This window comes from Bacillus sp. BACIII, from assembly GCF_057836745.1.
Genome location: NZ_CM174437.1, coordinates 3,642,365 through 3,654,715 on the forward strand (window position 1 = coordinate 3,642,365; position 12,351 = coordinate 3,654,715).

At 49.3% G+C, this 12,351-nt stretch carries 11 protein-coding genes; 7 read left to right on the top strand and 4 right to left on the bottom strand.

From position 1 onward, the window contains the following. Positions 1-95 precede the first annotated feature (95 nt). The 3 genes from licR to ACXN9U_RS17990 form a co-directional block, all read right to left on the bottom strand. Entirely contained in the window at positions 96-2,051 is a 1,956-nt protein-coding gene (gene licR / locus ACXN9U_RS17980; protein WP_060963946.1) for a transcriptional regulator LicR, read from the bottom strand. A 146-nt stretch (positions 2,052-2,197) separates the two neighbouring features. After that, positions 2,198-2,332 (bottom strand): hypothetical protein, encoded by a 135-nt coding sequence (locus tag ACXN9U_RS17985; protein ID WP_420913148.1) that lies wholly within the window; start codon positions 2,330-2,332, stop codon positions 2,198-2,200. A gap of 51 nt (positions 2,333-2,383) precedes the next feature. Then, entirely contained in the window at positions 2,384-2,974 is a 591-nt protein-coding gene (locus ACXN9U_RS17990; RefSeq protein WP_489201996.1) for a DNA-3-methyladenine glycosylase, read from the bottom strand. A gap of 242 nt (positions 2,975-3,216) precedes the next feature. Between ACXN9U_RS17990 and ACXN9U_RS17995 the strand changes: the two genes are divergently transcribed. The 6 genes from ACXN9U_RS17995 (at position 3,217) to katX (ending at position 9,637) form a co-directional block, all read left to right on the top strand. After that, positions 3,217-4,215 carry a FecCD family ABC transporter permease gene (locus ACXN9U_RS17995; protein ID WP_235588423.1) on the top strand — a complete coding sequence of 333 codons (999 nt, stop codon included), beginning with the start codon at positions 3,217-3,219 and terminating at the stop codon, positions 4,213-4,215. Next, positions 4,216-5,229 carry a FecCD family ABC transporter permease gene (locus ACXN9U_RS18000; RefSeq protein WP_060963944.1) on the top strand — a complete coding sequence of 338 codons (1,014 nt, stop codon included), beginning with the start codon at positions 4,216-4,218 and terminating at the stop codon, positions 5,227-5,229. A 16-nt stretch (positions 5,230-5,245) separates the two neighbouring features. Further along, positions 5,246-6,142: an ABC transporter substrate-binding protein gene (locus ACXN9U_RS18005; protein ID WP_060963943.1), complete on the top strand. Its 897-nt coding sequence runs from the start codon at positions 5,246-5,248 to the stop codon at positions 6,140-6,142. 102 nt (positions 6,143-6,244) lie between these two features. After that, the gene (locus ACXN9U_RS18010; RefSeq protein ID WP_049627633.1) at positions 6,245-6,595 is read left to right on the top strand and encodes an ArsR/SmtB family transcription factor; all 351 of its coding nucleotides are present in this window, start codon (positions 6,245-6,247) and stop codon (positions 6,593-6,595) included. 13 nt (positions 6,596-6,608) lie between these two features. After that, positions 6,609-7,907, top strand: coding sequence for an arsenical efflux pump membrane protein ArsB (locus ACXN9U_RS18015; RefSeq protein ID WP_060963942.1), 1,299 nt, complete (start codon positions 6,609-6,611; stop codon positions 7,905-7,907). 116 nt (positions 7,908-8,023) lie between these two features. Further along, complete coding sequence (katX, locus tag ACXN9U_RS18020) at positions 8,024-9,637, top strand: catalase KatX (protein WP_060963941.1); 1,614 nt, start codon at positions 8,024-8,026, stop codon at positions 9,635-9,637. A 40-nt stretch (positions 9,638-9,677) separates the two neighbouring features. Here katX and yxeI read toward each other — a convergent pair whose 3' ends face one another. Next, a complete protein-coding gene (gene yxeI, locus ACXN9U_RS18025; protein ID WP_489201997.1) occupies positions 9,678-10,664 on the bottom strand; it encodes a penicillin V amidase in 987 nt (328 codons plus the stop codon). 315 nt (positions 10,665-10,979) lie between these two features. Here yxeI and ACXN9U_RS18030 point away from each other — a divergent pair, with 315 nt between their 5' ends. Continuing rightward, positions 10,980-12,338: a purine-cytosine permease family protein gene (locus tag ACXN9U_RS18030; RefSeq protein ID WP_060963939.1), complete on the top strand. Its 1,359-nt coding sequence runs from the start codon at positions 10,980-10,982 to the stop codon at positions 12,336-12,338. Positions 12,339-12,351: the final 13 nt, after the last annotated feature.

The window sequence follows — 12,351 nt, forward strand, 5'->3', positions numbered from 1 at the left end:
AAAGACCTCCTGAAAGTTTGATATTTTGTATGTCTCGGTGTTAATACCATCATATTATGAAATCGCTTTCATAACTACTCAGGCTTTTTCCGCTGCTAACGGAAAAAAGGTGTATCCCGGTCTTTCTCTGATCGTTTGTCTCTGAATACTTGTAAAACCTCGTGATAGGCTGTGCATTTTAAGAGACGGCTCACCGCGGCCGGATCATCTAACATGCCCCCCAGCCATTTGTACATATGCTGGAGGTCGGCTTTGCTCTCTTTCTCGACGCAAAGCAGGCAGACAAATTGGACACGCTTATCCGCCCAGTCAATCGGTTTTTTCAGCGTGCACACCGCCCAAAACGTCGTGTCTGTCTGCGGAACGAGCGGATGCGGAATCGCCGTGAGATTGCCGAAACTCGTAGGAGAAATTGCTTCCCTTTCAAAAATAGAATCGGTCAGAGTATCAGAAGCGAGGCCGGCTTTTGCAACCTGATGTCCGAGAAAACGGATGACGTCCTCCTTCGTCTCCAGATCCTGCTGCAAAAAAACCAGCTCCGGTTTCAGAAAGTTCAATTGTTCCCGCTTTTCTTCCAGCATGGCGTCGATTTTTGTAAAATCCCCGCCTCCCAACAGTGTATGAACCTTTAATACGGGAACGGGCAGGTCTTTTTTGATCGGCACTGTACTGACCACAAAATCAATCGACTCAAAGGAAAGCTGGTCAAGGCTGCAGTAATCAGCCGTTCCGACGATTTCAAGGCGCTTTGCGAACCGTGAACGGAGCTTTTCTCTTAAAAGCTGCGCGCTGCCGGCGCCGGACGCACAGACAATCAAGCAGCGTTTAGGCGGCCGTTCTGTCTTTCTCCTTTCGATGGCCGCTCCGAAATGAAGCGCCAAGTATCCGATCTCATTTTCATGGATATCAATGCCGGTTTGCTCCTTAATCACGATTCCCGCAATCACTCCCGCTTCAAATGCGAGCGGGTAATTTTCCTTTATGGCGGAAAGCATCGGGTTTCTCAGGTTCATTCCGTACCGGTTTCGGTTAATCGCCGGCTTGATATGGAGCGCAAGACCGGCTTTCAGCTCATTATCGTCCGTGATTCCGAGCTTCAGCTCCCGCTCAATGGCTTCAATCATCGCCTCTGTCAAACGGCTGGTCTCCCCGTCTATCAACCTTGTAAGCTCTTTTCCTTCCATTTGTGACTGGGTCATGCGTTTTGTCCCGAGCAGGTGAATGGCGATATAGGCGGTTTCCTGTTCAGGAAAGGTGACAGATAGCGCCGATTCAAGCTCTTTGACGATGGCTTCCGCTGACTGATATTCTGTTTCAAGCTTAATATCATGAAGATCCTCCGGAATGAGAGATACATAGTTTTCTGTCCGGATTCGTTTGCAGGCAATGGCGATATGGATGATGAGATTGTTCAGGCCGAAGAAAGAAAGCGGGATCTTATGGTTTCGAACCTGCTTCATAATGGCTGATCGGATCACTTGAATGTCGTCTTTCGGCAGAATACCGGCCTTCTCACTCAGGAGATCAGGCTCAGGCTCGCGGTCGTCCACTAAGTATTCCGCCATACAATAACGGAGACGGAGCTCTTCACCGCGCAGTTTAAAGCCGTAGTTCGGCCTTGTTTCCAAAATGATGTCATAGGGGCGGAGCCGTTTTTTTACTTCTTTCAGATCGGATTGAAGTGTGGATTTACTGATGAACAATTCTTCTGCCAAGTCATCCAGCTTGAGGTAGCCGTCGGTCAGAAGCAGTCTTTTCATAAGATAATCTATCCGTTCTTCGGGAAAAATCGGCACGGCGCTGTTCTGCTGGAAATTGTCCTGAAGCCAGTTTTTAAACGGCTGCTCATCCCGGATCAGCAGCTTATAGCCGCTCCCTCTGACAGACTGAATGGAAGCGCCGTGTTTTTCGACAATGGTTTGCAGTTCCTTTATGTCATTGCGGACCGTCCGCGTCGTTACCTTTACTTTTGCAGCGATGACTGAGCTTGTAACCGGTGTTTCAGCAGCTAAAAGCAAGCGCAGAAGTTCACGAAGCCGCCCATGAAGCATGAGAAAAACCTCCTATCAGATCAGATGCAGACGTAAAAAATAGGCAAAAAGGATGGAAAAGGGGTAAATGTATGTAAATTCTATAATGGGGAGGTTTTCAAGTCAATGCGGCAGCCTGAGGCAAAGCCCGTAAAAAAACAGCCGGATCAGCCGGCTGTTCGGGATGCGGACATGCGGTTTCGCTTAGATGCCTTCCGATCTTTTATGATTTTTCTGATGATCGGATAGATGACGGGCGCCCATTTGATAATTGTTTTGAAAAATTTTTTCAATGTTTGAATCCCCTTTCTTTTACCTTGTCTTTCCCCTATTATCAGCGGCTGTAAACATAGTCAGCGTGAGACATACCGGTTCCCCGTCACCCAATAGCGCCACGGATAATCCCGGGCTTCTCCGCTGTTGTCAATCCCGATTCTCGGGCCAGTTGATATATGCTCCGGTGTAAAGCCTTCCGTAATATACAGCGGCGGTTCCGTGATCATGCCGCCGTAGTCATTCATTGAAATGCCCATCGCCTTCGTCAGCTTCCCCGGGCCGTTTGTCCACTCTCTCGGGGGTCTGCCCGGTCTCCTGTGCTCCATCAGGAACTGACCTTCATGGGGCTGTGCCGCCCTGATTAACACGGCCTGCGGAATGCCGATGTCAGCGGTGACGACGTTCATTAATGTATGGGTGTGCATGACGTATGTATAAATGCGGCCCGCCTCGTGGAACATAATTTCCGTCCGTTTCGTGCGCCGGTTGCCAAAGCTGTGCGCCGCCCGGTCTTCCGCTCCCATATAAGCTTCCGTTTCCACGATAAAGCCTGAAGCCGTTCCCTCATCCGTCTCTTTTACTAAGAGACAGCCGAGCAATAAAGGAGCAAGCTCTACTGACGGCCTTTGGTAAAATTCAATCGGCAAAGGCTTTCGTTCTCCCGCCATTTGTCTCCCCCCTTTCTGATTATATTCAATTCCCTCTTTCACGTTTTTCACTTCTTTTTTACAATATAAACATGAAAGAAAAAAGGGCATCATTGTTGAACACTCTATTGCGTTTTGAAAATCGGCTGGTTATAATATGATGGTTCAAATGAAAATGATTCTCATGTTCAATAAATACCGGACAATGATCATAAAAGTAGGTGAATTGATTTTTGAGCGATTCTGTCACGTCCGCAAGCCGTCTGATCGGCATCTTAAAAAACGGGATTTTCTTCCTGATCGCGGTAATCGGACTGCTTGTGTCTATTTTTTTCGCCGTCTCATTCGGCGCGAAAGACATTACTTTACATACGGTGTGGTCGGCGATTGCTGATTACAATCCAAACATGACGGGCCAGCAGATCATTCATGAATTGCGTCTGCCGAGAGTGCTCGGCGCGGCCGTTACAGGCGCCGCATTTGCAGCAGCGGGCGCCCTCATGCAAGGTGTCACGAGAAACCCGCTTGCCGATTCGGGTGTCTTAGGCGTAAATGCGGGAGCCATGTTTGTTGTTGCGCTCAGCTTTGCTTTTTTCCCTCATTTGTCATACGCCCTGCTGATGGTAATGTCGTTTTTGGGCGCACTGGCAAGCACAGGCTTGATTTTCTTTATCAGCGCGGCGGGAAAAAGCAGCATGACACCTTTAAAGGTGACGCTTGCCGGGGCGGTTGTAGCCGCTCTATTACATTCACTCAGCACAGGTGTGGCGATTTATTACGATTTAAGCCAGGATTTGGCCTTCTGGTACGCCGGCGGGGTCTCAGGAATCAAGTGGGCTCATTTACAAGTCCTTGCTCCCGTGATTGCGGTCTTCATCATTCTCGCGACATTCATGGGCCGGTCCGTCACCCTTCTCTCAATGGGAAATGACGTTGCGGCGAATTTAGGGGTGAACACCGCTCTGACGCGTGCCGCGGGATTAATGATCGCCGTCGTTCTTGCCGGTGTGTCTGTTTCCGCTGCCGGTGCAATCGGCTTCGTCGGGCTGGTCATCCCCCATATCGCCCGCAAGTTCGTCGGCGTTACGTACAGGCTGATTATTCCGATGTCCGCGTTGCTTGGGGCGATTCTTTTGATTTTGGCCGACTTGGCCTCACGCACGGTCAGTCCCCCGAGAGAATTGGCAATAGGCATCATGGTCGCTCTTGTCGGTGTCCCTTTCTTTCTTTATATTGCCCGCAAGGAAGGGAGAGAATTATAAATGAAGGTGCAGAAGGAAACCAAAAAAGCGGCGGCGGCAGGCCTCATTCTGCTGATCATCGCCGTTTGCATTATTCTGATCGGGCTGCATACGGGCTCATTCCGGCTTTCTCCCTTTACGGTGGGAAAAACGCTGTTCGGATACGGCACGTTTCAAAGCACAACCGTTTTATTCGATTACCGGCTCCCCCGGATACTGGTGACGATGCTGGCCGGTATCGGCTTAGGCGTGTCGGGCGCTATTTTGCAGGGCGTATCCCGGAATCCGCTTGCCGATCCGGGTATCCTTGGGCTTCATGCCGGGGCTTCGTTCGGCCTGATGATGTATATCACGTTCTTTCATTCACTCGAGGCGCAGGCGTCGATGTTCATCCCGTTATTTACGTTTGCGGGCGGAACCCTCGCCGCCCTGCTGATCGTAGTGCTCACGTACGACAGGCTGAACGGCTTTTTAACGATCCGCATGCTGTTAGTCGGGATTGCCGTTTCCGCGGGCTTCAGCGCCGTTACATTGTTTATGTCGCTGCGTCTGAATGAAGAAACCTATACATTCGCTTCCCGCTGGCTGGTGGGAAACGTCTGGGGCAGGGACTGGATTCACGTGTGGTCGCTATTGCCCTGGATCGGCATTCTCGCCCCGCTTGCATGGCTTAACGCCCGGTCTTTGAACATTTTAATGCTCGGTGACCAGGCCGCCGCAGGACTTGGCGCACACGTGCAGAGAAAAAGGATCATGCTGATCGCCATAGCGGTCGGCCTGTCTTGCGCGAGTGTGGCGATGGCCGGCGGAATCGGCTTTATCGGCTTTGCCGCCCCTCACTTGGCGAGACGGCTCGTCGGCACCATGCATCAGCATATCATCCCGATTGCGGGGTTAATCGGCCTTGTCATTCTTGTCGCGGCAGATACCATCGGCCGCTCTCTGTTTCAGCCGAACGCCATTCCGGCCGGCGTGGTTGCTGCAGCCATCGGCGCGCCGTATTTTCTCTATCTGGTTATGAAAATCAAAACATAAAATAAGGAGTCTTCTCATGAAAAAAATAATTGCCCTCGTCAGTTTCATGTGTATTTTCTTATTGGCTGCCTGCCAATCCGATTCAACACAGCCGGAGACAAATAAGGCATCCGGCGATCATAAAATTGCTTCGATGTCCATTCACCTGACAAATGATCTGCTGGCTCTCGGCATTACACCGGCCGGTTCCGTCGTGGGCGGAGAATTAAAAGATTTTCTCCCTCATGTAAAAAATCAGCTGAAAGACACGAAAAAACTCGGCCCTGCCTCAGATCCGGATATGGAAGCGTTACTCGAACTGAACCCTGACAACATTTATCTTGATAAAGAATTTGCAGGAAAAGATGTGTCAAAATACAAGAAAATCGGAAACACACACGTTTTCGACCTTGATAAAGGCACTTGGCGCGATCATTTAAAAGACATCGGAAAAATCGTCAACCGTGAAAAAGAAGCGAAAACCTTTATTCAAGATTACGAAGATGAAACAAAACAAGTCAAATCTATGATCGATAAGGAATTAGGAAAAAACGCCAAAGTCATGGCGATCCGCGTGAATGCAAAAGAACTTCGCGTCTTCAGCACACGCCGCCCGATGGGTCCGATTCTGTTTGATGACCTGAAACTGAAGCCTGCTGACGGCATTAAAGACATGAACACCTCCCGCCCTTATGAGGTCATTTCTCAGGAAGTGCTGCCGGATTACAACGCAGATGCGATTTTCGTGGTCGTTAACAGAGACGACAAGTCACAGCAAGCTTTTAAAGAATTGCAAAAAAGCGCTGTATGGAAAGGGCTGAAGGCCGTGAAAGCAAACCACGTCTATAAGATTGCCGATCAGCCTTGGCTTGATTATTCGGCACTGGGAAATAAATTAGCAATGGATGAAGCGAAAAAGCTGTTCCAAAAATAAACATGAGCCGGTTTTGCAAAACGTGCAAAGCCGGCTTTTTTATATTGTTATTTACTTATATAAACAGCCGCTTATATAATGATGTAAAAAAGGAGTGAGAGCATGCAACGGCAGCATAACGCCTTAAGTTCCGAAGGGGTCAGCCAATGCCTCAAGCTTCTCAGCGACACGACAAGGCTTTTGATGCTGAAGTTTCTGAAGGAGAAGGAATACTGTGTCTGTGAGCTGACGGCCATATTTGGCATGAGTCAGCCCGGCATCAGCCAGCACTTGCGGAAATTAAAGAACGCCGGGCTTGTGCGGGAAAGACGGGAAGGCCAGTGGCGGTACTATGCCATTCATCCGTCCGGTCCGGAATACGCGCTGGTCCGCTCCATTCTGCAGCAGATAGATGAAAAAGACGGCGTTTTACAGACATTGCGGCAAAAAGAAGTCACTGTGTCATGCCGATAAGGAGGATATATTCTTGGGAATTGCGGTTTTATCAGCGCTGATTTTTGTGCTGACACTTGTATTTGTCATTTGGCAGCCGAAACATATATCAATCGGCTGGTCTGCCTGCGGCGGAGCGGTCCTCGCTTTGATTGCGGGGGCAGTCAGCCTGCATGATATCGCGGAAGTGACGGGAATCGTCTGGAATGCGACACTTGCCTTTATCGCCATTATTATCATTTCATTGATTCTTGACAGCATCGGGTTTTTTGAATGGGCCGCGCTGCATATGGCCATGGCGGCCAAAGGCAGCGGGCTGCGGATGTTTCTCTATGTTTCCATCTTAGGGGCTGTGGTCTCCGCCCTGTTTGCCAATGACGGAGCGGCGCTCATTTTGACGCCGATCGTACTGGCGATGGTGCGGGCTTTGGATTTACCTGAAAAGCTGGTTTTTCCGTTTATTATCGCCGGAGGGTTCATCGCCGACACCACCTCGCTCCCGCTCGTGGTCAGCAATTTGGTCAATATCGTATCCGCGGATTACTTTCATATCGGATACATTGAATATGCATCACGCATGCTGGTGCCCAACCTTTTTTCTTTGGCGGCAAGCATTTTGGTGCTGTATCTCTATTTCAGAAAAAACATTCCGAAACGGTTTGACACCGGCCTTGTGAAACATCCTGCATCCGCCATTAAGGATGAGCGCCTTTTCCGGTTATCATGGGGTGTCCTGGCCGTTTTATTGATCGGGTATTTCGTCAGCGCGCTGCTGTCGATCCCTGTGTCCTTCGTTGCCGGCTCCATCGCGGTTATTTTTCTCATTCTGGCGCAGCGAAGCCCCGCCGTCCCTGCAAAACAAGTCATCAAGGACGCCCCGTGGGCCATCGTGTTTTTTTCTGTCGGCATGTATGTTGTCGTGTACGGCTTGCGGAATGCCGGACTGACGGATCTTCTTTCTCAGCTTATTCAGAAAGCGGCGGATCACGGACTGTTTGCGGGGACACTCGGAATGGGTTTTATCGCTGCGGTTCTGTCCTCCGTTATGAATAACCTGCCGACGGTGATGATTGACGCCATAGCCATCAGCGGAACGGACGCTCACGGTCTGATGAGAGAAGCATTGATTTACGCGAATGTTATCGGTTCGGACCTCGGACCGAAAATCACGCCGATCGGGTCGCTGGCGACATTGTTATGGCTCCATGTGCTGAGCCGGAAAAACGTGAAAATTTCCTGGGGAATGTATTTCAAAACAGGTCTGATATTAACCGTTCCGACGTTATTCATCACCCTGATCGGTCTTTATTTATGGCTGTTATGGCTGGACTGAGTATGGAACGGCCGATCTTTGACACCGATTGCGGAATAGCCGCTTCTTTTGAAAACGGGTTTTAAAAAACGGCTCTGCTGGGCATATTGTTACCGTTCAAAAAGGAGGGTTCAGCAATGGAAAATAACAAAGACAGCGAAGAAGCGCTTTCCAGTAAGACGACCGGTAAAGGCGAGTCAGAAGACACGCTGACAAACCGGCAGGGCCATCCGGTCACTGACAACCAGAATGTCAGGACAGTCGGCAATAGAGGGCCGACGACATTGGAGAATTACGATTTTTTGGAGAAAATCAGCCACTTTGACCGTGAACGGATTCCCGAGCGCGTCGTTCACGCGCGCGGCGCCGGCGCACACGGATACTTTGAGGCGTACGGAAGTTTTGGAGACGAGGAGATTTCAAAATACACAAGGGCAAAGGTGTTTCAAAAGAAAGGAACGAAAACACCGGCGTTTGTGCGCTTTTCAACCGTCAATCACGGAAAGCACTCGCCGGAAACACTGCGTGATCCCCGGGGTTTTGCCGTTAAGCTTTATACGGAAGACGGCAACTGGGATCTGGTCGGCAATAACTTGAAAATCTTTTTTATCCGTGATCCGCTGAAGTTTCCGGATCTTGTTCACGCATTTCAGCCTGATCCGGTTACGAACATACAGGACGGTGAGCGTATTTTCGACTTCATCTCCCAATCACCGGAAGCGACTCATATGATCACTTTCTTGTTTTCGCCGTGGGGCATTCCGGCCAACTACCGGCAGATGCAGGGCTCAGGCGTCCACGCGTACAAATGGGTCAATGAAGAAGGAAAAGCCGTGCTCGTCAAATATCACTTTGAACCGAAACAAGGCATCCGCAACCTGACACAGAAGGAAGCGGAAGAGATTCAAGGGAAAAACTTTAACCATGCGACACAGGATTTGTATGAAGCAATTGAAAATGGCGATTATCCGGAGTGGGAAGTGTATGCCCAAATCATGACTGATGACGAGCATCCCGAACTGGATTTTGATCCGCTTGACCCGACAAAGCTATGGTATAAAGACGATTTTCCTTGGAAGCCGATCGGCAAATTGGTGCTCAATAAAAATCCGGAAAACTACCATGCCGAGGTGGAACAAGCCTCATTCGGAACGGGCGTGCTTGTGGACGGCCTTGATTTTTCAGATGACAAATTGCTTCAGGGGCGGACATTCGCCTATTCAGATACCCAGCGGTACCGCGTCGGCGCAAATTATCTGCAGCTTCCGATCAACTCGCCGAAAAAGCATGTCGCCACCAACCAGGAAGGCGGGCAAATGCAGTATCGGGTCGATCGGGCAGAAGGGCAAAACCCGCACGTCAACTATGAGCCGTCTATTATGGGCGGACTGAAAGAAGCGAAGCAGGATGGGAAAGACCATACGCCTCATGTCGAAGGCGATGTGAAGCGGGAAGCGATCGACCGGTCGAATAACTTCGGCCAAGCCGGAGAAACGTACCGCCGCTTTTCGGAATTTGAACGGAACGAATTGATCACAAACTTGGTCAATACGCTCTCTTCCTGCCGGAAAGACATTCAGGATCAAATGATTGAGAATTTCACAAAAGCAGATCCGGACTATGGACAACGCGTGGCGGAAGGGCTGAAAAAAGCCTCCGAAAGCAACAGCGGCGGGCCGATCGGCACTACGGATGCGGCACAGGCGGCAAAGCAGGCTGAACGGGAAAGCCATCCGTCAGATCCGTATTAAACAAAAAAAAACAGGACAATCGCGTCCTGTTTTTTTTGAGCTAATTAAGCTCCTGTATATTCTGCTCCGCCACAGCCGCAAATACTTTCGGCTCCGGACGGTCAAGATCTTCATGGAATAAACTTACTTTATGGATCTGCCGGTTGTCGTACAGATGAAAGTAATAGCTCCCCGTGTCACAGCACATAACGGACGTATACTGCGTATAATCAATTTCATTCTCCTCGGTGATCACCGCGCCTTTTGGAATATTCATATTAGACAGCACGTGAAAAGCGGCCGTAACGCCATCTGTTTCATGAGCGGCAGGCTCTAAATGCTCTTTCAGGTAAGCGGCCCTGATGAATCGGGATGGCGGCGTGTAGTCACCGGGAAGCCCGATCGTTCCTGACCCTTGGCCGAATGCGGTTAATGTCATTCCGCCTAATGTTTTGCTTTCTGACTGCTGCGGCCTGATTCCGATATAATGGCGCAGATTGGTCACATGCCAAGGAAATTCAGGACTGTTGGTCATCACTCCGGGTTTGTTGTCATAGACTTTCATACCTTCCGGCGTCGGCTCGATCACAATGCAGCTCCCCGTGCGGTCTGATAAAATCCAATGAAGGGGCAGCACCGTATCCAATAACATTAACTTCTTCTCTACAATTGTCAGTGAAGCGAGCTTTTCCTTTACGTCTTCAAGAGATTCACAGTTTGATAAGACCCATGTGACGAACTCATGAGGAGCGATGTGGCACGTGCCCTCCCGTTCCGCTTTCTCGTATCCCGCAAAGCCCGGAAAATACAGCGTCGCACAAGACAGCCCTTTTTCATTCACGCCGTCGGCAAACAGAATATTGCCGAGATTTCTCCCCATGCCGATAAATGCGTATTTCGTCTTATGCAGCCTGCCGTCAGCTTCGCTTTTCCAGCTGTACTGACGAGGGTACAGCATGACGTCGGTGTCGAGCTGAAAAGCAAAATCCATCGTTCGCGCCAATAGGTGATTACCATCTGCCGTTTTCAATGTAAGACTTGTACACATATCATCAATCCCCTTTTCATTTATGAAATTTACACAAAGTAAACTATTCTTAAAGCTTAGCGAATAATGATTCCATTCGTCAAAAGATTGACACATTTCTCCTTCATATATATTAGTCCGTAAGCATATCCATGCCTTTTAAACCCCGGTAAATCGTTTTGGCGGCAGTGTCTGTTCGGTTTCACAAAAAATCTCAGAACGGCTGTCAGCGAGGCTTTACAATGTTTTTCCTGCGTACTGGAATTTGTAAACGGTAAGTCAATCTGTTAAGCTATGACTTTATGTTAAAAGAAGACATACGGAGGAGATTATCTATTGAAAGTAGAAAGGCGAACGATTGAACATATTCCGCATCACGAAAGACACGGAAAGGCCAAAGATTTATTCCCCGTTTGGTTCGGGGCGAATATGCATATTACGACGTTAGTCACAGGCACACTGCCCGTTACAATGGGACTCGATCTCTTTTGGAGTATCGCAGCCATTATTATCGGAACCTTTATCGGCGCAATCTTTATGGCGTCTCATTCCGCACAAGGACCTCAGCTCGGAATTCCGCAAATGATTCAAAGCCGCGCGCAATTCGGCGTGATCGGAGCGATTCTGCCCCTCTTTTTGGTCATGTTTATCTACCTGGGCTTCTTTGCGAGCAGTACGATTCTCGCAGCCGGTACACTGAGCAGCTTTGTACCGATTCCGGCTTCATGGTGTATTATCGGCTTAAGCGCCATCTGTTTTTTACTCACGATCTACGGTCATGATCTGATTCACAAAATGCAGAAAATCCTCTCTTGGACCTCCTTTGCCGTTTTTTTTGCTGCAACGATTCTTATTTTTCAACTGCCGATTCCCTCAGGAAGCTGGGCGCCCGGCTCATTAGATCTGCCTGTTTTCTTAGTGGCGGTCAGCGCGGTGGCCACATGGCAGCTGGCATACGCACCATATGTCGCAGATTATTCCCGTTATCTGCCGGTCAAAACACCGGCATCGCATACCTTTTGGTACAGCTACGCAGGTACGTCAGTCAGTTCTATCTGGATGATGCTTCTCGGCGCTATTTTGACGACGGCGCTCCCGGGATTCACTGCTAATGCCGGAAATGAAATTGTCCGATTGTTCGGCCCGTTTTCCTTTATTATGCTGATCATCGTCCTGTTCGGGCAAATGGCGATCAACGTCTTTAATTTATACGGAGCCTTTATGTCAACCACGACTACCTTGGAGCCGTTTTTAAAACTGAAGGTGACGCCGAAAACGAGAGTCGTAATGATCCTTTGTGTGACGGCAGCGGGTACTGTATTAAGTCTCTTAGGCCAAAGCAATTTCATGGAACTGTTTTTAAATTTCATCTTTTTCATCAGTTATTTCTTAATTCCATGGACAGCGATCAACCTCGTGGATTACTATTTTATCCGCCGCGGAAAATACCACGTCAAATCGATGTTTGACGTCAACGGACAATACGGCAGGGTCAACTGGATTACAGCGGCCGCCTTCGTTTTGTCGATCATATTAGAAATCCCATTCATCAATACATCCTTTTACATCGGACCGCTCGCAGAAATATTCGGCGGAGGCGACATTGCCTGGGTCATCGGGCTGGCCGTTCCGTCGCTGTTGTATTATGTTCTGATGAAATCAAGGTTAAAACAAAAAGAGGCGCCTTCCCTATGAAGACGCCTTTTCT

Bases quoted from the DNA above. Each gene is read 5' to 3' on its own strand.
- licR (WP_060963946.1), bottom strand. From the start codon at position 2,051: ATGCTTCATGGGCGGCTTCGTGAACTTCTGCGCTTGCTTTTAGCTGCT.
- ACXN9U_RS17990 (WP_489201996.1), bottom strand. From the start codon at position 2,974: ATGGCGGGAGAACGAAAGCCTTTGCCGATTGAATTTTACCAAAGGCCG.
- ACXN9U_RS18000 (WP_060963944.1), top strand. From the start codon at position 4,216: ATGAAGGTGCAGAAGGAAACCAAAAAAGCGGCGGCGGCAGGCCTCATT.
- ACXN9U_RS18005 (WP_060963943.1), top strand. From the start codon at position 5,246: ATGAAAAAAATAATTGCCCTCGTCAGTTTCATGTGTATTTTCTTATTG.
- ACXN9U_RS18010 (WP_049627633.1), top strand. From the start codon at position 6,245: ATGCAACGGCAGCATAACGCCTTAAGTTCCGAAGGGGTCAGCCAATGC.
- katX (WP_060963941.1), top strand. From the start codon at position 8,024: ATGGAAAATAACAAAGACAGCGAAGAAGCGCTTTCCAGTAAGACGACC.
- yxeI (WP_489201997.1), bottom strand. From the start codon at position 10,664: ATGTGTACAAGTCTTACATTGAAAACGGCAGATGGTAATCACCTATTG.